The organism is Sphingopyxis sp. C-1, from assembly GCF_001047015.1.
Classification (GTDB): Bacteria; Pseudomonadota; Alphaproteobacteria; order Sphingomonadales; family Sphingomonadaceae; genus Sphingopyxis.
This window is the reverse complement of sequence record NZ_BBRO01000002.1, coordinates 697,064-718,964: the sequence shown is the minus strand read 5'-3', so window position 1 is coordinate 718,964 and position 21,901 is coordinate 697,064. Positions and strand designations below refer to the sequence as shown.

General features: G+C 62.2%; 22 protein-coding genes. 10 read left to right on the top strand and 12 right to left on the bottom strand.

Features of this window, described 5'->3' with window-relative positions:
* Window positions 1-8 precede the first annotated feature (8 nt).
* The 3 genes from SC1_RS17980 (at window position 9) to SC1_RS17970 (ending at window position 2,024) form a co-directional block, all read left to right on the top strand.
* A complete protein-coding gene (locus tag SC1_RS17980) occupies window positions 9-929 on the top strand; it encodes a nucleotidyltransferase and HEPN domain-containing protein (protein WP_062185661.1) in 921 nt (306 codons plus the stop codon).
* 14 nt (window positions 930-943) lie between these two features.
* Window positions 944-1,384, top strand: coding sequence for a MucR family transcriptional regulator (locus SC1_RS17975; protein ID WP_370568755.1), 441 nt, complete (start codon window positions 944-946; stop codon window positions 1,382-1,384).
* Window positions 1,385-1,466: 82 nt separating this feature from the next.
* Window positions 1,467-2,024, top strand: a complete 558-nt coding sequence (locus tag SC1_RS17970) for a lipocalin family protein (RefSeq protein ID WP_062185659.1) — start codon at window positions 1,467-1,469, stop codon at window positions 2,022-2,024.
* Here SC1_RS17970 and SC1_RS17965 read toward each other — a convergent pair.
* Both SC1_RS17965 and SC1_RS17960 read right to left on the bottom strand, forming a co-directional pair.
* On the bottom strand, window positions 2,011-2,241 hold the full coding sequence (locus SC1_RS17965; RefSeq protein WP_062185658.1) for a conjugal transfer protein TraD: 231 nt from the start codon (window positions 2,239-2,241) through the stop codon (window positions 2,011-2,013). The two genes, SC1_RS17970 and SC1_RS17965, sit on opposite strands and share 14 nt — an antisense overlap.
* 16 nt (window positions 2,242-2,257) lie before the next feature.
* Window positions 2,258-2,581, bottom strand: coding sequence for a conjugal transfer protein TraD (locus tag SC1_RS17960; protein WP_152682490.1), 324 nt, complete (start codon window positions 2,579-2,581; stop codon window positions 2,258-2,260).
* Between the two features lie 173 nt (window positions 2,582-2,754).
* Between SC1_RS17960 and traA the strand changes: the two genes are divergently transcribed.
* Complete coding sequence (traA, locus tag SC1_RS17955) at window positions 2,755-5,706, top strand: Ti-type conjugative transfer relaxase TraA (RefSeq protein ID WP_062185656.1); 2,952 nt, start codon at window positions 2,755-2,757, stop codon at window positions 5,704-5,706.
* Window positions 5,707-5,715: 9 nt separating this feature from the next.
* Window positions 5,716-6,177 carry a hypothetical protein gene (locus SC1_RS17950; protein WP_062185654.1) on the top strand — a complete coding sequence of 154 codons (462 nt, stop codon included), beginning with the start codon at window positions 5,716-5,718 and terminating at the stop codon, window positions 6,175-6,177.
* A 102-nt stretch (window positions 6,178-6,279) separates the two neighbouring features.
* On the opposite strand, the gene SC1_RS17945 is transcribed toward SC1_RS17950, so the two are convergent.
* The 8 genes from SC1_RS17945 to SC1_RS17905 form a co-directional block, all read right to left on the bottom strand.
* On the bottom strand, window positions 6,280-6,780 hold the full coding sequence (locus tag SC1_RS17945) for a VOC family protein (RefSeq protein WP_062185652.1): 501 nt from the start codon (window positions 6,778-6,780) through the stop codon (window positions 6,280-6,282).
* 113 nt (window positions 6,781-6,893) lie between these two features.
* Window positions 6,894-7,601 (bottom strand): type 1 glutamine amidotransferase domain-containing protein, encoded by a 708-nt coding sequence (locus SC1_RS17940; protein ID WP_062185650.1) that lies wholly within the window; start codon window positions 7,599-7,601, stop codon window positions 6,894-6,896.
* Window positions 7,602-7,719: 118 nt separating this feature from the next.
* A complete protein-coding gene (locus tag SC1_RS17935; protein ID WP_193749218.1) occupies window positions 7,720-10,128 on the bottom strand; it encodes a TonB-dependent receptor in 2,409 nt (802 codons plus the stop codon).
* A 257-nt stretch (window positions 10,129-10,385) separates the two neighbouring features.
* Window positions 10,386-11,210, bottom strand: a complete 825-nt coding sequence (locus tag SC1_RS17930) for an enoyl-CoA hydratase/isomerase family protein (RefSeq protein WP_062185646.1) — start codon at window positions 11,208-11,210, stop codon at window positions 10,386-10,388.
* A gap of 102 nt (window positions 11,211-11,312) precedes the next feature.
* Window positions 11,313-11,984 (bottom strand): histidine kinase dimerization/phosphoacceptor domain -containing protein, encoded by a 672-nt coding sequence (locus tag SC1_RS17925; RefSeq protein ID WP_083435981.1) that lies wholly within the window; start codon window positions 11,982-11,984, stop codon window positions 11,313-11,315.
* A 104-nt stretch (window positions 11,985-12,088) separates the two neighbouring features.
* Window positions 12,089-12,760 carry a response regulator transcription factor gene (locus SC1_RS17920; RefSeq protein WP_152682489.1) on the bottom strand — a complete coding sequence of 224 codons (672 nt, stop codon included), beginning with the start codon at window positions 12,758-12,760 and terminating at the stop codon, window positions 12,089-12,091.
* 26 nt (window positions 12,761-12,786) lie between these two features.
* Complete coding sequence (locus SC1_RS17915) at window positions 12,787-13,161, bottom strand: response regulator transcription factor (RefSeq protein WP_062185642.1); 375 nt, start codon at window positions 13,159-13,161, stop codon at window positions 12,787-12,789.
* A gap of 403 nt (window positions 13,162-13,564) precedes the next feature.
* Entirely contained in the window at window positions 13,565-15,949 is a 2,385-nt protein-coding gene (locus tag SC1_RS17905; RefSeq protein WP_083435980.1) for a PAS domain-containing sensor histidine kinase, read from the bottom strand.
* Window positions 15,950-16,386: 437 nt separating this feature from the next.
* On the opposite strand from SC1_RS17905, the gene SC1_RS17895 reads away from it, so the two are divergent.
* The 5 genes from SC1_RS17895 (at window position 16,387) to SC1_RS17875 (ending at window position 20,029) form a co-directional block, all read left to right on the top strand.
* Window positions 16,387-17,307 (top strand): LysR family transcriptional regulator, encoded by a 921-nt coding sequence (locus SC1_RS17895; protein ID WP_062185634.1) that lies wholly within the window; start codon window positions 16,387-16,389, stop codon window positions 17,305-17,307.
* Between the two features lie 153 nt (window positions 17,308-17,460).
* Window positions 17,461-18,171 (top strand): SDR family NAD(P)-dependent oxidoreductase, encoded by a 711-nt coding sequence (locus SC1_RS17890; RefSeq protein ID WP_062185632.1) that lies wholly within the window; start codon window positions 17,461-17,463, stop codon window positions 18,169-18,171.
* 24 nt (window positions 18,172-18,195) lie between these two features.
* A complete protein-coding gene (locus tag SC1_RS17885; protein ID WP_062185630.1) occupies window positions 18,196-18,432 on the top strand; it encodes a 4-oxalocrotonate tautomerase family protein in 237 nt (78 codons plus the stop codon).
* 23 nt (window positions 18,433-18,455) lie between these two features.
* Entirely contained in the window at window positions 18,456-19,526 is a 1,071-nt protein-coding gene (locus SC1_RS17880) for a nitronate monooxygenase family protein (RefSeq protein WP_062186941.1), read from the top strand.
* A gap of 14 nt (window positions 19,527-19,540) precedes the next feature.
* A complete protein-coding gene (locus tag SC1_RS17875) occupies window positions 19,541-20,029 on the top strand; it encodes a DUF3237 domain-containing protein (RefSeq protein WP_062185628.1) in 489 nt (162 codons plus the stop codon).
* A 9-nt stretch (window positions 20,030-20,038) separates the two neighbouring features.
* Here the strand turns inward: SC1_RS17875 and msrB are convergent, their stop codons facing one another.
* Window positions 20,039-20,524, bottom strand: coding sequence for a peptide-methionine (R)-S-oxide reductase MsrB (gene msrB / locus SC1_RS17870; RefSeq protein WP_062185626.1), 486 nt, complete (start codon window positions 20,522-20,524; stop codon window positions 20,039-20,041).
* On the bottom strand, window positions 20,517-21,569 hold the full coding sequence (locus tag SC1_RS17865) for an alpha/beta fold hydrolase (protein ID WP_238586770.1): 1,053 nt from the start codon (window positions 21,567-21,569) through the stop codon (window positions 20,517-20,519). Before SC1_RS17865 ends, msrB begins: the two co-directional genes overlap by 8 nt.
* Between the last annotated feature and the right edge of the window lie 332 nt (window positions 21,570-21,901).

The following is a 21,901-nucleotide window of genomic DNA, read 5'->3' as shown; positions in this document are numbered from 1 at the left end:
TGAAAAGGATGCGAACAGGTCTCGATCATCTCCCGCAATCCAAGCAGCGCGAGCTTGCCGATGTCGTGCGCATCCTGTTCGAGGAATTCGAAATCGCGCATGCGCGCGGCAACTCGGACTGGAACCGCAAGGGCCGCATTTTCAAGATCGTTATCTACGGCAGCTATGCGCGCGGCGACTGGGTCGATGATCCCGTCGGCGGCTACCAGTCGGACTATGACATCCTCGTCGTCGTGAACAACGAACGGCTGACCGAGTTCGAACATTGGTCGGCGGCCGAAGACCGCCTCATGCGCGAGGTCACGATCAACCACACGCTGACCGCGCCGGTCAGCTTCATCGTTCACTCTCTGAAAGATGTGAACGCGCAGCTTGAGCGCGGGCGTCCCTTCTTTGTCGATATCGTCGAGCAGGGCATCGCGCTCTACGAGGCCGAGGGATATGAGTTTGCACAACCGCGCAATCTGCCTGCCGACGAAGCGCTGGTTGAAGCAGAAAAGCACTTTGAAGAATGGTTCGGTACTGCGTCGGGATTTCGCGACACGGCAGCCTACGCTCTATCGAAGGCCCGAAACAAGGAAGCGGCGTTTCTATTCCATCAGGCCACGGAGCGCTTCTATCATTGCGCGCTCCTCGTGCTGTCTCTCTACAGTCCCAAATCGCACCGGCTTAATTTCCTTCGGTCGCAATGCGAGCAGATTGCGCCTGAATTGGTTGAAGCATGGCCGCGCGACGACAAGTTCAGTCGCCGTTGCTTCGAGCTTTTGCGGCTCGCCTATGTCAACGCACGCTACTCGCCGCACTACAAGATCAGCGCCGAGGAATTGGCTTGGATCGGTGAGCGCGTCGCCGTGCTCGAAGGCCTCGTCGGAAAAATTTGCCGCGATCATATCGCGGCGCTCGGCAGCGCGAACCGCGCCGCCGAATAGAGAAGGATATCGATTTGGAAGATCATGAAACGCTAGTCACGCTGACCGCTGATATTGTCGCAGCCCACGTCAGCAACAACAGCGTGGCGATTTCCGACATTCCGTTGGTCATCCGGTCGGTGCACGAAGCGCTCGCTGGTCTTTCCGCGAACGCCGAGCCGGAACCCGAACCGCAGCAGCCCGCCGTGTCAGTTCGTTCGTCGGTGAAGCCGGATTACATCGTCTGTCTTGAAGACGGCAAGAAGCTCACCATGATGCGCCGCTATCTGATGACGAAGTTCGGCATGACGCCCGATGACTATCGCGCGAAGTGGAACCTGCCGAAGGATTATCCGATGGTCGCGCCCAATTATGCCGAGAAGCGCCGCGAACTTGCCAAGCAGATCGGCCTTGGCACCAAGGGCCGCGGCAGCGGCCGCAAGCCTGCCCCGCGCGGACGCGCAAAAGCGAAATAGTCCTCCGTAGTCGCGCCGTCGGCGTGGCAACGAACCTCGGTTTCGCGCGTAAGACCGTGGACCAATTTTCCACGGAGTATCCATGAAGAAGCCCGTTCTTGCCGCCGGTGCGGCGGCAGCCGTCGCCGCGCCGTTCGCCTACCTCCTCTGGAAATATTATCCGCGCCCCGGACCGGTCGGGAACTACTCGGTCCCCGACCCCGCGAAGGCGGTCGACCTCCACCGATATATGGGTCGCTGGTACGAGCAATATCGTTACGACGCATCGTTCGAGGAGGGCCTGGAAGCCGTAACTGCGGATTATTCGCTGAACCGCGACGGCACTGTTTGCGTCGTCAACCAGGGTCGCAAGCGTGGCCCCAATGGCAAGCTGCGCAAATCCGTCGGTAAGGCCAGGATCGAGGACAAGGCGACGAACGCCAAGTTGAAGGTGTCCTTCTTCCGTCCCTTCTACGGCAACTACTGGGTGCTCGACCATGGCGACAATTATGAATGGTCGATCGTCGGCGAGCCGTCGGGGCGCTATCTTTGGGTTCTCACGCGCAACGCCAAGCCTGGCGCGGCGCTTCTGAACGAGCTCGAAGCGCGCGTTCGCGCGCTTGGCTATAATTGGTCGATGATTCACTTCACCCGGCACTGATTGCATTGTCCAACGGAGCGGCCGCGAACGCGCGCCGCCCCCGGCGGCGCCAGAGTAGCATGTGCTGTTCGCGCGCTTCGCCGCGCAGCGTCGCGGCGGCAGCGACGAGCAGTCCGAGAATGACGGCGCGATCGTCGCCGGTGAGCTCGATCAGATCCGCCTTGGCGATCAGGCCGCCAAGCTCGATCAGCTGGCGGGTGCGTTCGCGTCGTTTCACCTGCCACTCGCGCGTGTCATGCCGTGCCCGCTTCGCCTGCAGGCGGTTGCGGGCCTGCACCGCTCGCCGATGCGCTGCCCGCGTTCCGGCCAGGGCCTTTGCGAGCGCGGGCGCCGTCTCCGCGAAAGAAGGCCGCGCCGCTCTTGCGCCACGCCTCCTTCTGCGCCGCGTCGGTGCCCACGGCATCGAGCAGCGCACCTGCCAACTGCTCGATAGACAGGGCGTCGGCACCCGTTGCTATGACCAACTCGCCGAACTGGCCCTGCTTCCTCGTCTTGAGCGCCTTCGCCTTGTCGGTCAGTGCCTGGAGTTCGGCATCAAAATCGCGGGGTTTACGCATCGTTTGTCCTTCCATGTTCATGGGATCGGACGAACCAGCTATGCCGAGTCTCACGGCCCCGCAAGGTCCTGGAATTCCGTGAGATGACCTGATCCCGAGCGCGATGAAATCGTGTGAGGGCGCGCTTATACGTCGTGCCGACGTGCTCGTTTTGCCCTAAATGAATAGCCCTCATGGCGATCTATCATTTCTCGGCAAAAGTGATTTCCCGCGCCGGCGGCAGCAGCGCGGTCGCCGCCGCCGCCTATCGCTCGGCCGACCGGCTGCACGATGAGCGGCTCGGTCGCAGCCATGACTTCTCGAACAAGGCGGGTGTCGTCCACAGCGAGGTGCTGCTGCCCGAGGGCGCTGACGAGCAGTGGCGCGATAGGGAACGGCTCTGGAACGATGTCGAGGCGGCCGAGCTTCGCAGGGACGCGCAGCTTTCCCGCGAGATCGAGTTTGCGATTCCCAGAGAGATGACCCAAGAACAGGGCATCGCGCTCGCCCGTGATTTCGTGCAAGCCGAGTTCGTCGATCGCGGGATGGTCGCCGATCTAAATGTGCATTGGGACATCGGCGCCGACGTGCTCGCCAAGCCGCACGCCCATGTCATGCTGACGATGCGCGAGATCAAGATCGGTGAGGATGGAAGCGCCGAGTTCGGCGCCAAGGTGCGCGACTGGAACCGCACCGAGCTTTTGACGCATTGGCGCGAAGCCTGGGCAGAGCATGTCAACGAGCGGCTTGCCGCGATCGACATTGATGCGCGCGTCGATCATCGGACCTTGGAAGCGCAGGGCATCGACCTCGAGCCACAGCACAAGATAGGCCCGGCGGCCTCGCGCATGGCGGCCGAAGGGCTGGAGGCTGATCGGCTCGCCGAGCATATCGAGATCGCGCGCACAAATGGTGAGAAGATCATCGCCAATCCCGGCATCGCGTTCGACGCGATCACGCATCGCCAGGCAACGTTCACCAACCGCGATCTTGCGATGTTCGTGCACCGCCACAGCGACGGCAAGGAGCAGTTCGACGCCGTCATGTCGGCAGTCAAATCGTCGCCCGATCTCATCGCGCTTGGCAGGGATGGACGCGGCGACGATCGGTTCACGTCCAAATCAATGATCGAGACCGAGCAGCGGCTCAAGCACGCCACCGCCACGCTCGACGCGCGTCGTAATCACGCTGTCGCCGACCGTCACCGCGAACGGGCGCTGGCCGGCGCGTCAGCGCGCGGCCTTGACCTTTCCGCCGAGCAACGCGGCGCGCTCGAGCATGTCACCAGCGCGCGCGGAGTCAGCAATGTCATCGGCTATGCTGGGACCGGCAAGAGCGCGATGCTCGGCGTTGCCCGCGAGGCATGGGAAGCGGCTGGCTATCAGGTACAGGGTGCCGCGCTGTCGGGCATTGCGGCGGAGGGTCTCGAGCATGGCTCCGGTATCGCATCGCGCACGCTCGCGAGCCTTGAACATCAATGGGCCAATGATCGGGAGCGTCTAACCGACAAGCATGTCCTCGTCATCGACGAGGCGGGGATGGTGGGGACGCGCCAGCTCGAACGCGTCGTGTCCGAAGCGGAGCGTCAGGGCGCCAAGGTCGTCCTGGTCGGCGATCCGCAGCAGCTTCAGGCGATCGAAGCGGGTGCCGCGTTCCGCGCTGCAGCCGAACGTCACGGCGCTGTCGAGATCATGGACATCCGCCGCCAGCAGGAGGACTGGCAGCGCGAAGCAACGCGTGAGCTTGCGAACGGGCGCACGGGCCAGGCGATCGGTCGCTATGCGGAGGCTGGATTTGTGCATACGGCCGAAACCCGCGAGGCGGCGCGCGCCGGGCTGGTCGATGCCTGGGATCGTGATCGCCGGCACTATCCGGATGCTAGCCGGATCATCCTGACCCACACCAATGACGAGGTGCGGGCGCTCAATGAGGAAGTGCGCGACCGGCTGAAGGCGAACGGCGCGCTCGGGGCCGAGGTTGCTATCACCGTCGAACGCGGCGAGCGGATGTTCGCCGAGAACGACCGCGTCATGTTCCTCAGGAACGAGCGGAGCATCGGCGTGAAGAATGGCTCGCTCGGCACGGTGCAGAATGTCGACCGCATGCGCATGGCGGTGATGCTCGACGACGGACGTAGCATCGCCTTCGACCTGAAGGACTATGCCCATGTCGATCATGGTTATGCCGCGACGATCCACAAGGCGCAGGGCATGACCGTCGACCGCGTGCAGGTGCTCGCGACGCCGGGGGTAGACAGCCACTCGACTTACGTCGCGCTGTCCAGGCATCGCGAGCAGGTCGATCTATATTACGGCCGCGACGATTTTGCGACCCGGAACAGGCTCGTGCGCGCTGCCTCGCGCGAGCGCGGCAAGGACATGGCGAGCGACTATCGGGCACCGACACCCGCGAAGTCGACCGAGCCCAAGCGCGGCATGTTCCACGGGCTGAAACTTTCCATCGCGCGCGAGACGCCCGCCGCGGTGACAACCGAACGGCGGCGCCCAGTCAAGCTTGCGGAGGTCCGCGTGAGCGCCCGGTTGCTCGATGCCGAGCCGTCGCGTTCGCCGCTCGACAAGGCCGTTGAGCGATTCGCGGGCATCACGAAGCAGATCGTCGATGTCCGGCGCGCTGGCGGGAAGGAACTGCCGCACGAACTCGATGCCTATCGCACGGCCCGGCGGGAACTCGATGCGCTGCGTCCCGGCGCCGCGAACGATCTGCGTGAGGCTTTCGGAAAGAGCTACCAGCTGACGAAGGACGCGGCGGAGGGTCGGACTGATGGCGCGATGGCGGCGATGGATCGCCAGGACGCGGCACGCGCTGCCGAGCGAGCAGCGGCCGAACGCACTACGCGCGATCGCGTCAGGCTTGCCGCCGATACCGAGAAGCAGGCCGATCTGTTCGTTGCGACCTGGAAGAAGGAGAGCGCGCGCGTGAAGGACGCCCCGACCTATGCGGCGCGCGACGCGGCGCGTGCCAATCTGAGCGACATGGCGAAGAGCCTTCACCGCGACCCGCAGCTCGAGTCGCTGCTTCAGAACCGGCGTGCGCAGCTCGGGCTGGACGTTATGAGCACGAAAACACTGTCTCAGGATCTCCAGCTAAGTCTAGGCCGTGGACGCGGCATGGGCATAGGGATGTAGGCTGCATCCATGACCCAGAAACCAGCTCGCACAGCCCGGCAGCCCGCCGATGCCGCCACCGCCTTCGAGGATCTGCGCCGCGAGATATCTCTTCAGCGCACCGCGATCGAAGGCCTGACCTCGGCCAAGGACAAGCTCCCCGATTACTCGCCAACGCTGCGCGACATGGAAACGCGGCTCGGCCAGTTGGAAAAGCACGTAGAAAGCATCAACGAACACCCGGCGATGCTGCTCACGCCGCTGACGATTGCTACGGAAATGCACGAAGGATTGATCACCTACCGAGCTGATGACCGCAAGATCCTCGTGGAGGCGTGCGACGCGCTGGCGCGCTCGCTCGGCCGGGTCGAGGGCATGATCAAGCAGAAGCGCTCGAACGACCAACAGAACTGGTGGGTGACATGGGCGGGCACGGGCGGATTGATGTTTGGTGCGTTCTTGACGCTCATCGGCGTGGCGGTTTGGACCTAAAATGACAGTACCGTGTCTCGGCGGCAATGCGCCTCATGCCCGCCGCTCAGCTCTCGGAAACATGCACCCAAAAGCTGTCATTCGCTAAGAGCATGAAATACTTCAGGTGGCCGTCAGCCAGTCGACAAGCGGCTTCGTAAACCTCGTGTCTCCCCCTTGCAAGTCAGCCGATAGCCGCGCCGTGACTTCCTGAAATACCCAGCGATTGCCATCAGGATCGTTGAAGGAAGCGTAGCTTGCATAGCTTTTGCGCTCGGGATTGGGGCCGCGGGCGAGCTTGTCCGCATCGATATGATGGAAAACGCCGCCCTCGTCATGAAAAAGTTCGCCGACGCCGATTCCGTCCGCAATCAATCGGTCGCGGACCGCGACGAGATCCGAAACGATTAGGTGCAGCCCCTGCACCGAACCCGGCTCGGCCGTTGTAATTCCCTTGCCAAAGATGATCGAGCATCCCGATCCGGGCGGGGTGAACTGAACGATGCGGTAATCTTCGTCTGAAGAATAGTCGATGTCGAGACTCCATCCCATGCGGGTATAGAATTGCTTCGCACGATCGACATCCGAAACAGGAATCACGACGACTTCGAGCTTCATTTCCATGAGGAAAACTCCGGGGCTTCAGGCCCGAGACTTGGCGGAGCCATGTCTCAAGCTCGTGAGGGGTGACCCGCGGCACTGCGACACCGCATGCTGCAGGGGCGGAAGGATCGGACTCAGGCAGCGCTCTGCTTCTCTGCCGGCTTCGGTGCCGCCAGCAACGCTAGAAGCGCTTCGGCTCCCGCAGTCGATGAAGCGGGATTCTGCCCGGTGATCAGAAGACCGTCGGTAATTGCGAAGCTCCCCCAGTTTGGAACTTTCTCGAAGAGACCGCCAAGCCGCTTGAGCTCGTCCTCGACAAGGAAGGGCACGACGTCGGTGAGCTGCACTTCCTCCTCTTCGGCATTTGTGAAGCCGGTGACGCGCTTTCCCTTCACGATGGGGTCGCCCTTGTATGTCGCTCGGTGAAGAACCGCAGGCGCATGACAGACCGCCGCAACCGGTTTTCCGCTGTTGTAAAATGCCTCGATGAGCGCGATCGAGTCGGGGTTGTCGACAAGGTCCCACATAGGGCCGTGGCCACCGGGATAGAAAATTGCGTCGAAATCTTCCGCGCGCATATCCGAGAGCTTTTGCGTGGTGGCGAAAACCTTCTGCGCCTTGAGATCCTGCTTGAAGCGTGCCATTGCTTCGGTCTGATTTTCGGGGAGGTCGCTTTTCGGATCGACCGGAGGCTGGCCGCCCTTGGGCGAGGCCAGCGTGAGTTCAACGCCGGCGTCGCGGAATACGTAATAAGGCGCCGCGCCCTCCTCGAGCCAGAATCCCGTCTTACGGCCCGTGTTGCCCAAAATGTCGTGCGAGGTGAACACCATCAGAATTTTCATGTCGTGCCTCCTTCGGCTTCAGTGCATGGCGTCAATCTGTCACGTCGCGGGGCACCAGGAAATCGGACGATAGTATCGGAATAGCGCTAAGGCTCCGCAGTCAGGTGGGCGGCTTTGCTCACCGGCCGAAAGGTCGAACGGTGAACCGCAACCAGAACTCGCGCCCGCGCTCAAAGCCGCAGACTGTCTCTCCCGATCCAGCAGGCCCTTTGATGGGCGCCCCTGTGACAATGCCGGGGAAAACACCGCCGCCGCCTGGGTAGTTGATATTGAGACAGCCGCCGGTGGTGAGACGATCGGTCAGGTTGTTACCGATAAGCGCAAGCTCCCATCGATCGTCTCGCGCTTTGAGTCTGATATCGGCGCCGATCTTGGCGAATGCGCTTTGAAAGCCATTATCGCGGTTGCCGAGATCAACGACGTAGCGCGATGAATATTGGAGCCGCGCGCCCATTCCCAGTTCGAGGTTGCCGCCGACGGGTCGCACAAAATCGGCGCGAACGGTGGCCTGCCAACGCGGTGCGCGGTGGAGGGGCGTGCCTGACAAATCCTGCCCATTGTAACGGACGGGCGTGCCCAGCACAGGGTCTATGCTGAAGTAGCCGGCCGCAAGTTCGGCCGGATCAATTACGGGGGTCGGCAGCAGGTTGCAGCCCTGGCTAACCGTCTGACCGGGCTTACAGTCTGCGTTGGTGAAGCGCGTAAAGATGCCCCGGTTCCAGTTCAGCGCGCTGGTGAAACTTAGGCCGGGAACGCCGCGCGGGCGATAGCGCAGCGTGAGGTCGATGCCATAGACTTTCGCCGCGCCTGCATTGACGGTCGCGAGCCCGGGTACGCCGGCGTCGGTGATCCGGATAATGCCTGCTTGCAACCCATCATATCGGTAATAGTAGCCGGCAATATCAAAATAGAGTTGCCGGGCGCCGGCATAACCCTTGATGCCGACTTCACCTCCGCGTGCCCGTTCGTCACCAAATGAATTGTCGTCACCCGGGTTGAGCGCCTGATTGATGTTGTAGGAACCCGATTTATATCCCTGCTTGAACGCACCGAAGAATGTCAGTTCGGGGTTCGGATACCAGCTGATCGTCAGCTCGGGCGACCAGTTGCGCGAGTGCAGGCGGGGAAGCTGCGGCCTGATCGGTTCGCCTTCAACGCCAGTCACGACACCAAGAACGTCATAGGTGACCGGAGCGTCACTACGCTTCTCGTCTGTCCAGCGCATGCCGCCCGCAATCTCGACCTCGGGTGCCGGGCGGAACCGGGCTTGCGCGAACAGCGCGAGCGAGCGAATGTCGACATCGTGCGAGCCTTGCAGCGCAACGCGTGGGAGACCATAACGAGCGTTGCCGAAGAATCCGATATCGTTCGTGATATTGGCGTCCTGAAAAAAGACGCCCCCGGAAAAATCAATATCACCCCCAAGATCGGTGACGAGACGCAGCTCCTGGGTCGCTTCGCGCCGCCGAAATTCTTTCGTGATCGCAAGCGGCGCCATCGCCCCTCCTGCCCACGAGCCATTCTGAAGCGCATCGACCCTGATCCGGTAATAGCCGGTCAGCGAGGTCAGCATGAATCGCGGCGAGAGAGCCCAGTTCATTTCCAGCGTGCCGAAGTGCTGGTCGGTTTCGGTGAAGTTTACGCCTTCATTGGGCACGCGGAAGGCATTCGGATCGACATCGACGATATTGAGGTTGCGATCGGCCCTGCAATCCTCGTTCGCGCTATATTGCGACGGCAGGTCGATGCCTATCGAAGGCAGATAGTTGATTGTCCCGTCTGGGCAACGGACGAGCTGCTCCTGCAAGCCGCCGAGGCGACGGTCGTGGGTGGTGTTCAGCTTGAGCCGCGCGGTGAAATCGGGGCTCGGGTCAAATAGAGCGGTCAGGCGCAGATAAAGTGCGTGGCTCTTGCCAAAGCGATTGTCGGGCTGCATCGCGCCACTTTCGGGGATCGCGGTAGCGGTGTTGCGGAAATAGCCATCGCTCGAGGCGTATTGTGAAGAAAGCCGCAGTCCCAAAGTCTCGGTGACCGGCCCCGAGAGAATGAGGCGCGCCTGCCATTCGCGCGCCTCGGCTTCGTACGCCGCGCTTCCGACGATCTCGGTGCGATCGCCTGGATCGGCCGTTCGGATGGCTATGACGCCGCCCGGGCTGTTCTTACCGAAGAAGAGGGGCTGGGGACCCTTGAGAATTTCGACCCGTTCCATGTCGAAAATACCGATCGAATAGGCGGCGCCCTGTCCCAGTGCCAGTCCGTCGAGATTGAGCGCGACCGATTGGTCGACCCCGGGATCGAGTGGGCTCGAGCCGATGCCGCGGAGCGATACTTCGGTACCCACCTCCAGCGGTGCTGCGCCAAGTACCAGTCCCGGCGTGAAGGCGGCGATGTCATAAAGGTCGGTGGCTTGGCTGCTGCTCAGTTCGTCCGCCGGCAGCACTGCGGCTACGACAGGTACCCGCAGGGCGGCCTCCTCACGCTTGCGGGCAGTGACGATGATTTCGTCCGGATCGACAATTTGGGCCACCGCCGGGAGCGCTTGTCCAAACATTCCGGTCGCGAGCATGGCGCCGCAAATTGCGGTACGCATCGAAAACGGGGGGTTACCCGATACAGGCCGCATGTTTCTCCCGCCCACCCTGAAATGGCCTCAGCGTGCGATCCTTATGCCTGCCGCGCGGTGCCGGCGCTATTGATACGAAGGTATTGCCTCTAGCTCCATCGCTGCGTGGCCGGCCGCTGTGGGCCGCATTCCTTGCAAGTGCCTTTACGCATCGCTTCGCTTCAATGGGCCGGGTCGGCCACGTGACGCCCGAGTTCGAACTCGATCTCGGAGCGCATCTGAAGCCCGCGATCAAGAAGTCGGGCCATGCGCGCGCGCGTTTCGGGCCGCGCGGTCGATATGAAGAACTGGTCGAGCGCTGGCGGAAACAGCGCATCGTCCGGCAAGGTTACCTGATCGACGAGCCCTTTGGTCTGCGCGATCGCATATTTCTCGAAACCGGCAATCCGGCGAGCGAAACGATCCACAAAATCGTCGAGCTCGTCGTTGGGCAGCGCGCGATTGACGTACCCGTAACGCTCGGCGAGATCGCCGGTAAAATCGTCGGCGCCCAGCACGATCTCAAGTGCTCTTCCTCGGCCGGCCAATCCACCGAGCCGCGCCATCGGGTTGGCGCCCGGAACCGCCCCGACACCGACCTCGAACTGGCCAAGGATGGCCTTTTCAGCGCTGGCAAAACGGAGGTCGCACGCGAGTGCAAATTCGCTCCCCGCACCGCGCGCGCGTCCGCGCAAGGAAGCAATCGAGACGACCGGCGCACGGGCGAGGCGCGCGAGAACGTCGAGCCAGGGGTGCATGCCCGTGGGGCCCTTGGGCATTGCCGCCGTTCTCGCCTTGTCGACGAGCACGTCATAATGCGCGAGGAAGAAATCCGGGTCCTCGCTGGCGAAGACGATCACCTTGATCGTGGGGTCGGCCTCGAGGCGTCCGACGATGTTCGACAATTCCTCGATCGTGTCGAGATCGACAAGATTGATGGGCGGGTTCGAGATCGCCGCGCGCCAATAGCCGGGTGTAATTTCATCGATACGGATTTGCTGGGCCATGTCCTAGTCTCGCTCCATGATCGGGCAACGGCGCCCGCCATATAGATTGTGGAGGCGGCGCCTCCGGCGAAACTGGACGAACGTATCGCCTATACGTTCGTATCACTGCTCCGCGTCGCGAGTGGCCGACCGCGCAATCCGCAATTCCTCGGCGCAAGGGATTTGCACCCGGGCATGGCTTCCTCCGGGCGTGAACATCCATTCTACGCTACCCTCGAGATCGGCGATCAGCGCGCGAACCAATTTCTGCCCGCGGCCCGGCACCCTGCAAGTCGCGGCGACACCGTCTTCACAAACCATGGCATCGATGTGATCGCCGCACTCACGGATGCGAACGAGGATCATGCCGCTGCGGCCCTTCAGCCCGTGACGCGCGGCGTTCCGGACCAGTTCAGCAATGATCAGGCCGATGCGCCAGCATCTCTCCGACGCCAGGAAAATGTCGTCGGCCTTGAGAACAAGGCCCACCCCTCTTTCGTTGAGCGAGGCCTTCGCGAAACTTTGGCAGATGTGGCGCAGATATTCTGCGAGATTGGCCCTGCCGTGCGCGAAAGGTGGCAGCAGCGCGCGGTGCGAAGCAGCATGATCGCGCAGGCGTTCGGCGACGCACGTGAGACTTTTCCGGCTGCTCTCATCCTCAGCGCGGGCCGCGGCGAACGACAGCATCGAAATGGCTTCGGAATATTCGTTGATCACCCGGTGATTGATCTCTTCGACGAGATGCAGCGAGCAGGGTGGGGCGGCTGCGTCAGAAGTCAGGCTATGAGCCAACATATCGCGGTCCTCCTTTGGTCGGAGGCGATTGGACTGGATGGTGAGGCCGACCGCAATTGAACCTAGGTGTGGCGTATACCAAAGTGTCGCGTCGGGTGTTGCGCTCAGTGAAGCGATGCGGCTGCGAGACCCAGACGCTCGCTCATCTTGACAAGCGCAGCGAAGGATTTTGCCTGCATCTTCTCCATCACTCGCCCGCGGTGGGCCTTCACCGTAATCTCACTGATTCCCAGTTCCCAGCCAACCTGCTTGTTGAGAAGGCCGGATACGACCAGCGCGAGAACCTGTCGCTCGCGAGGGCTGAGTGTGTCATATCTAGCCTGCAAAGCTGTCAGGCCGGCGCTTTCCTCAAGGGCGACCTGACTTTGAGCGAGAGCTCGCTCGACCGCTGGCAAAAGCGCCTCCTCGCCGAGCGGCTTGGTGAGAAATTCCGTAGCGCCCGCTTTCATGGCCCGCACGGTGGTGGGAATGTCGCCACATCCGGTAATGAAAATTATGGGCATTTGGGACTGACCATCGGCAATCTGCTCCTGAAGATCGAGTCCGTTGAGATCGGGTAATCCGATGTCAAGGATGAGGCACGAAGGCGTGGAAGGAAACCCCCGGGCAAGGAATGCCGCCGCGGTCTCAAAGCTTTCAACGGCCCAGCCCGCTGACTTCAGCAGTGCCTCGAGCCCCTCGCGGGTCGACACATCATCGTCCACAACGATCACCGTCGGCGCCATGTCCTGCATCGGATTCCATCCAGATCTGGTCGCAGTGCTGTAAACTAACATCGCGGTCTTCCTCTTACATCAGAAAATCAAGACTCCCGCCCCAAAGCTGAACGGATGGCCCCTACGATCGCGCTCTCGCTGAACGGCTTCACGAGGCAGGCAACCGCGCCGCTGTTCAACAGGTCGGACCACGCGCCATCGTCCGAGTGCGCCGTGATAAACACGATCGGAACCGCTCTTTTTTGCCGGATCAACTCCTGCTGAAGCTGTGGCCCCGTCATGCCGGGCATCGCCACATCGAGGACCAAGCATCCCAGCAAGTCGATCTCGGCATCCCTCAGAAATGCGTTGGCCGAAGCGAACGCCTGCACTCGAAAGCCGAAGGATCTGAGTAGATCGGGTAAGGATTCTCTAACGGATTCATCATCGTCCACGAGCGCGATTATCTTTTCGTCGGACATGAACGTTCCTTGTTATTGCCCCGCATACTCGCCCATCCACCGGCGGCTTCCGTCACCGAGCCGGTAAGCATCTGAATGCGATACGCCCGCATGGCGCTCTCCATTTGCGCCTCTTGCTTCCCGTCCCGCAGGGTGCGCCAATCTCGGCCGCGCGTCTATTGATACTTTGGTGTCAGTGAAGAGGAAAATGTATGTTTTACATGGTCGTAGGCGACATCCAAGATCCCGCTCGTCTTTCAGGGAGCGCAAACGCCGGAGATCCGGCCAACCCTCCATCATGTGGGGGAAGTGCCCCCGTCGCCTTGTTTCTGGACATTGTGGGCGCCGCGATGTTCCTCGCTGCAGGGGAGGCGTCGCTCGTCCCAGGCACGAACATCCCCGCTGAAGGCCGCACGACCAGTTGCTAGCCTTGCAATCGGGGACGTTGTCCTTCCGATCCGCTGTCGGTCCCGGTTTCGACCAACGTCGAGGGGGCATCATCAGGACGCGCGCAAGGAACCGAAAAACAAAAACTAGCACCAGGGCCCTCATTTAAGTCGACCCATAGCTTCCCACCGTGACGCTCGAGAATGGACTTGCTGACGGAGAGACCGATCCCCATGCCATGCGGCTTTGTCGTGTAAAAGGATGCGAAGACGCGGGATCGATCTTCTGCAGCAATGCCGCACCCCGTGTCGCGAACTGCGAGCTGTGCGTTACCGCGATCAGAGTTTACGGTCTCGATGACAATTTGACGCTGAAGGTTGTCGGCGACGTCGATTGCGTCTGCTGCATTCAGGATCAGGTTCAGGATAACCTGCTGCAACTGGATTCGGTCGCCAAGCACCTCTGGCAAACTTCTGTCCAAATTGATCCTGAGTGCGATCCTGCGTCGCTGCAAATCGTGATGGCAGATGGCTACTACCTCCTCGGTCGCGTCGTTGAGATTAAATGGTTCGGCCGTAAAGTCCTTTCTCGCGAACAGGCCTCGCAGTCGTTTCAATACCTCGGCGGCCCTGTTGCCGTCGCGGATCGTGCGATTTGCCGTATTCGCGGCGCCCTCGACGTCCGGCGGGTCAGCTGCGAGCAAACGCAGACAGGCGCTCGCATTGGTTATGATCCCGGACAAGGGCTGATTGACCTCATGTGCAATCGAGGCCGCCAGTTCACCAAGGCTCGATACGCGGGTGATGTGCGCAAGCTCGGATCGCAGGCTCTCGACCGAATTCTCGGCAAGCCGCCGGCGGGTCACATCTTGGGCGACCCCGTAACATTCGCGGCGTCCATCCTCATGCGTTACAACGCGATAAGATGTGCTGAGAAATTTGATCCGGCCGTCGGGCATCAGCAGCCGCTCTTCATTTTCCGGATACCCCTCGCCTCGGAACACCCGCGCAATTTTCTCGTCGACCATTGGGAGGTCATCGGGATGACAGTAAGAACGGAGATCGGGACGGACCAGCCCAAAATCGCTGGGAAATTCATATATCTGACGCATCTGTTCCGAGAAAATTACTTCGTCGGCATCAACGTCCCAGACGAACGAGCCGGTTTGGCTGATTCGTTCCGAGGTCGTGAGAAGATATTCGCTACGTCGTAGCTCTTCCTCCACGAGCTTCCTTTCGGTGATGTCCTGGATAGATCCGACGACCACGGGACTGTCGGGATTATCCGGAATGAAATGGGCAATCGCATGAAGATGCTTAATGGCCCCGCTTGGTGTCACGATCCTGAAAACTTCGTCAAACTCGCTGTTATTCGCCATCGAGCGCGCGAAACCGGCGTTGAAAACTCCCAGATCATCGGGATGTATTCGGTCGCGAAACGCGATAAATGTTGGCGGCTCGTCTCTCGGATGATCAAGAATGTTATAGAGTTCATCCGACCAGCGGTGGATATCCGCCTTTACATCAGTCGTAAAACTCCCGGTGCGGCTGAGGCGTTGAGCCTGGCTGAGGTGATCATGCGCTTCTCGCAGTTTGTGCTCGCGCAGCGCGAGATCCTGTTCCGCGCGCTTGCGATCTTCGATGTCGGTTTTGACGCCGTACCATTGCACGACGTTGCCTTGCTCATCATGCAATGGACTGCTTTGGAAGTGGAACCACCGGAAGATTCCGTCGTGACGCATCAGGCGCGCTTCGATCTGGCCGCTTCGGCCGGAGGATCGGCATGCCTCCCACGTCGCCAAGACAGCTTCGAAATCATCCGGATGAACATGGTCGATCCACTGCCATTCGATGAGGTCCGCAGGGGATCGACCAACATAGTCGAGATAATGTTGATTAAAAAACTCGGCCGCTCCGTCGGGTCGCGCCGACCATACGAGAACCGGGATCGTGTCGATGATGAGCCGCAGATTCTTGGCTCTGTCTGCCAGCGCGGCTTCGGCTTCCCGGCGGTCGTGGATGTCGGTCAATAGGACTTGCCACCCCACGAGCCGTCCGCCCTCGTCATGAAGTGGCAGTCCGCGGTTGCTGAGCCAGCGATATTCGCCGTCGAAACGACGCATCCTTTGTTCGATATCATAGGGTTTGCCGGCCACTATGGCTGCGCCGAATGCCGCCGTCAGATGGGGCAGGTCGTCAGGATGGATGATTCCATTGGAATCCCAGTTTGCCAGCTCCTCTTGCGTTCGGCCGAAATACTCCCTCAATTCCCGATTGAGATGGAGAACGCTGCCGTCTGGTGCCAAGACACCAGCCAAGCCGGGCATATGATCGATCAATGCACTTGGCGTCAGCCCGCTAGGGAGCGGATGTTCTTCGTCTTGCGGGTGGTTCAGTAGGCCTTGCTGCGATTTGTCGCTCATGATTGCTCCCTCGACAGGCGCACACAAGTTTCTACTCCGCGCACCGCCGTGCGCCTAGCGCTTCGTCGACGACCGATACTTTCGTATAAGCCCCGAAAGCTCGAGCTCTGCAATCCGGCGAGGTGAGTTCAGCGGATCGTCGCCTTTAGAATGTTGGCCATCGGTGCAGCAGATGATGCCGATCCCAACGGCAATAGTCGCGTCGGCAAGGCGAACTGCGGGCTTTTGTTTGCATAGATAATTTCTGGTCGATCAGCACGCCCTCAAAATGCCAAATGATACTATCGTGCAATGGCGATTGCCGCATCAACGCATGACATCGGGGAACTACTTGGTGTCTCAAGGCTGACGATCGGTGGCGCGCGTTTGCCCATTCTCGATCGCTCTCGATGGTTGCATTAACATGATGAGCGCAGGACCATATTTTCGGACGGATCATGGATCGCATCGACTTGATGAATATCTTTATCACCGCGGTCGACGAGGGCAGCCTTGTCGGCGCCGCGCGGCGTTTGCGTCGTTCGCCAACCGCGATCAGCCGTGCGATCGCGTCGCTCGAGGGGCATCTGGGCGTCGAACTGCTTCACCGGACGACGCGAAGCATCCGGCTGAGCGAAGCGGGGCAACGTTATGCCGCCTCGTGTCGGCGCATCCTCGCCGAACTCGAGGAAGCCGACCTGCTCGCGGGCGGCGAACGTTCGGCGCCGCGTGGGATGCTGACGCTGTCGGCGCCACCGATCAGCGGCGAAGAGGTGCTGCGTCCGATCCTCGACGAATTTCTGGGAGCCTATCCGCTGGTTTCGGCGCGCCTGATGCTCGTGGACCGGTCGGTAAATCTGGTCGACGAAGGCGTCGATGTCGCGCTGCGCGTCGGGCAGCTTCCGGACTCTTCACTCGTCGCGACGCGCGTCGGCGAGGGGGTACGACGCGTGATCGTCGCGTCGCCGCGATATCTGAGCGAGCATCCGCCGATCGAAGAGCCTGCCGATATCGCGGGGCACCAGATCGTCTCGCTGACGCATTTCGGGATCGAGGCGTGGGGCTTCGGCAGCGGACCGGCGGCGCGTACCGTCCATTTTACGCCGCGGCTGGTCGTGAACACGGTGCGCGCGGCTGTCGGCTCGGCGGTGGGTGGGCGCGGGCTGACACGCGTCTACTCCTATCATGTCGCGCGCGAGGTGAAGGAGGGGCTGCTCACGATCGTTCTGGCCGAAGCCGAGCCGGAACCGCAGCCAGTACATCTGCTCGCGCCCGGCGGACGGATGGCCGTGCCCAAGGTCCGCGCCTTCGTCGACTTCGCGACCCCGCGGCTTCGTGCCGCCTTCGCAAGACTCGCGATCGACGCGCGCGAGCTCTAGTTACATCATTATCCCGATACGCGGGAGAATGTCTTCCGCTGAAGATCAATTATCTCGGCATTGCGCCTGACCTACGTTGCTCCCGTCGGCGCATGGCGCGCCACACGGGCGAGCTTTCCCGTCCCGTCCTCCCATAAGCAAAGGTTCAATGTCATGAGCAATGCACAGAAAGTCGCCGTCGTTACCGGCGCATCGCAGGGTATCGGCGCCGCACTCGTCGACGCCTATCTCGACCGTGGGTATCGCGTCGTAGCGACCTCGCGTTCGATCCAGCCATCGAGCAATCCCGACATGCTGGCGATCGCGGGCGATATCGGAGACCCCGAAACCGGCCCGCGCGTGATCGCCGCCGCGCTCGAACATTTTGGCCGCGTCGACACGCTGGTCAACAACGCCGGCATCTTCGTCGCGAGCCCCTTCACCGGCTATAGCGCCGATCAATATGCCGGCGTCGTATCGACCAACCTCAACGGCTTTTTCTACATCACGCAGGCCGCGGTTGCGGCGATGGAAGCGGTCGGGCGCGGGCATGTCGTCAGCATCACGACCAGCCTTGTCGATCATGCCAATTCGAACGTCCCGTCGGTCCTCGCCTCGCTGTCGAAGGGCGGCATCAATGCGGCGACCCGGAGCCTCGCAATCGAATATGCGAAGCGTGGTATCCGCGTGAACGCAGTATCGCCGGGCATCATCAAGACCCCCATGCACGCCCCGGAAACGCATGAATTCCTCTCGGCGCTGCACCCGGTCGGTCATATGGGCGAGACGTCGGACATCGTCGATGCCGTTCTCTTCCTCGAAAATGCGGCCTTCGTGACGGGCGAGATCCTGCACGTCGATGGCGGCCAGTCGGCCGGGCATTAATCCGGTCTGTCAAGGAGACGAGCCATGCCTATCGTGACCGTTCAACTGACCCGTGAAGGCACCGAGCCCGGTGTCGATCATGTAACCCCCGAACAGAAAGCCGAAATCTACAAGGGAATGAGCCAGGTTCTGCTCGACGTGCTCGGAAAGCCGCTCGACTGGACATGGGTTATCTTTCAGGAGGTCGAGATGGAAGATTGGGGCTGGGGCGGTATGCCCGTCGAGGAGTATCGCAAGAAGCTCGCGGCCACCTCCGGCTGAACCGTTCAATCTTGGAGACGATGATGAACGCCCGCCATCTTACCAGCATGCTCGGCATCGAATTGCCGATCATCCAGGCGCCGATGGCGGGTGTATCTTCGCCCGCCATGGCGGCGGCGGTCAGCAACGCGGGCGCGCTCGGCTCGATCGGGGTCGGCGCGACCGATGCCGATGGCGCGCGCGGGATGATTGCCGCGGTACGCGAGGGCGCCGCGAAGCCATTCAACGTCAATCTCTTCTGCCACGCGCCCGCCGTTGCCGATGCGGCGATCGAAGCCGCGTGGATCGCCCGTCTCGCACCGCTGTTCGCCGAGTTTGGCGTGGATGCACCGGACGCGCTGGGCGAAATCTATCGCAGCTTCGTCGCCGACGAGGCGATGCTCCAAATGCTTCTGGGCGAGCGGCCGGCCGTCGTCAGCTTTCATTTCGGCCTGCCTTCCGAATCCGCGATCCGGGCGCTGCGCGACGCCGGCATCCTGTTGCTTGCATCCGCGACCAACCTTGACGAAGCGCGGATTGCATCGGCCGCGGGCGTCGATGCCGTCGTGGCGCAGGGATGGGAGGCTGGCGGGCATCGCGGGGTTTTCGATCCCGACGCGCCCGACGATCGGCTCGGCACTATGGCACTGACGCGCCTGCTCGTCGATGCGATCGACCTTCCGGTCATCGCGGCGGGCGGTATCATGGACGGCGCGGGCATCGCCGCCGCGTTGGATTTGGGTGCCGCGGCGGCGCAGCTCGGCACCGCCTTTATCGCCTGCGACGAAAGTCTGGCCGATGCCGGCTATCGCGCCGCGCTGACGAGCGAAGCCGCGCTGCATACGAAGATGGTGCGCGCCGTTTCGGGGCGCCCGGCGCGCATATTGGCGAACCGGTTTGCTGCGCTCGACGGCAATGTTCCGGCGACGCATATCCCGGCCTATCCGATCGCCTATGACCTTGGCAAAGCGCTGCACGCAGCGGCCAAGTCGCGCGGCGAATATGGCTTTGGTGCGCAATGGGCAGGGCAGGGGGCGCCGATGGCACGCGCCATGCCCGCCGCGGACCTCATCGCGACGCTGGCCGCCGAGATGGCAGCGGCCCGAAATTCGTGACAGGAGCTGACAATATGGACGATTTCGACGAAGCCTTTGCCGCGCTCGGCGATCTGCGCGGGCGCCCGCTGTTCGTGATCAAGGTCGGCGTCGACCATATCCATCTGATCGGTGGACCAGCCGGAATCGACCGGCGCGTCGGCGAGATGGTCGCAGGGCGCTTCGCGGGCGAACGCCTGTCGGGCGATGTCCTGACCGGCGGTGCCGACTGGCAGATTGTGCGCGCCGACGGGGCCGTGCTGCTCGACGCGCGGGTGGTGCTGCGCACCGAAGACGGCGCCGAGATCGCAATGGAATATACGGGCATCCGTACCGGGCCGGCCGACGTCATCGCGCGGCTGGGGCGCGGCGAGCCGGTCGATCCGGCCGACTATTATTTTCGCATCGCCCCGCGCTTTTCGACGTCAGATCCGAGATACGAATGGCTGAACCGCATTATGGCGGTCGGCATCGGTCACCGGCTGCCCGGGGGGCCGGTCTACAGCATCTTTGAGATTGTTTGAAGGAGGCGGCTATCCCGGCCAGACCAGCCCTTCGGGCGCGCCGCGGCCGAGCCGGTCGGGAAGCGTCTCGCCGACGGCGACGAACTCGAGCGAGCCGCTGTTGATGCAATAGCGCAGCCCCGTCGGCGGCGGCCCGTCGGGGAAGACATGCCCCTGATGAGATCCGCAGCGCGCGCAGACGATCTCGGCGCGAACCATGCCATAGCGCCTGTCTTCGATCGTCTGCAGATGGTCGGCGCGGAACGGCGTCGTGAAGCTCGGCCAGCCGGTGCCGCTTTCGAACTTGGCGCCCGCGCGGAACAGCGGCAGGCCGCAAAGGCGGCAGCAATAGACGCCCTCGCGCTTTTCATAGAGGAAGAGGCCGCAAAAGGGTGCCTCCTCCGCATGCTCGAGGAGGAGGCTGCGCTCCTCGTCGGTCAACGCGGCGGCGAGGTCGTGCCGTTGCTGCCGCGTCGGCGGCGCCAGGTCGAACAGGTCGCTGCCGACCTCAGCCACGCGCTACGTCCAGCACTGCCTGCGCGAACGCCTGTGGGGCTTCCTGCGGCAGGTTGTGGCCGATGCCGCCGCCGATATCGCGATGCTCATAGCGGCCCGTGAACTTGGCGCGATAGGCGGCGGGCGGCGGGTGTGGCGCGCCATTCGCGTCGCCTTCCATCGTGATCGTCGGAACGCCAATCGTCGGCGCGGCCGCGATCTGACGGTCGAGGTCGGCATAGCGCGCTTCGCCGTCGGCGAGGCCCAGCCGCCAGCGATAATTGTGGATCACGATGTCGACATGGTCGGGATTGTCGAACGACGCGGCGCTACGGGCGTAGGTGGCTTCGTCGAAATTCCATTGGGGCGAGGCGAGCTTCCAGATCAGCCGGTTGAAATCCTTGCGGTTCTTGTCGTAGCCGAGACGGCCGCGCTCGGTCGCGAAATAAAATTGATACCACCATTGCAGTTCGGCCTCGGGCGGCAGCGGCGCCTTGCCCGCTTCCTGTCCGGCGACGAGATAACCGCTTACCGCAACAAGACCGCTGGTGCGTTCGGGCCAGATGGCGGCGACGATATCGGCGGTGCGCGCGCCCCAGTCGAAGCCTGCGAGAACGGCGCGCTTGATCTTCAGCGCGTCCATGAAATCGATCAGGTCCTGTGCGAGCGCCGCCGGCTGACCGTTGCGAAGGCTGTCGCCCGAGAGGAAACGCGTCGGGCCATAGCCGCGCAGATAGGGGATGAGGACGCGATAGCCCTTCGCAACCAGCAGTGGCGCGACATTGGCAAAGCTTTGGATATCATAGGGCCAGCCGTGGAGCAGGATCGCGACCGGCCCCTTGGCAGGGCCCATGTCGATGTAGGAAACGTTGAGAAGACCCGCCTCGACCGATTTGAGCGGCGGGAAGCCCCGGCCGGTCGAAGGTGCGGTCTGGGCACTTGCCGGGTCGGGCGCTGCACCGGCGCTGGCAAGGCTCAGTCCGATCTGCGCGGCCACGGCAACGCCGGTGATGCCGAGAAACTGCCGGCGGTCCGACAGGCCCTGTTCGAAAGTGGAAAGCTGCACGTCGTCATACCCCTTTGTATGGGCCTGTCGGGCCGGAAGTGGGACGCGGACGGACTGGGCGGGGGAGGGAGTGGAGTCCGTCCGCGTCCTCGGCCCGGCACGGCCAGCGGGAGCGGTGCCGGGATTTCACTATATATTCGCTTGATCGGGGCGCCTCGTTACCGGCTACCCGACGCCGGCCATATTGAGCGGTCGGGACGGGAAATCGATTATACGTTTGTCTTGGTGACACCATCGTATCGATCGCCCGTGCCGGTCCTTGGCAATGACGGCCCGCCGACACCAAAGTCCAATACTGCACCCGGGCCTCGGCCCCTATCTCGCCCTGCAGG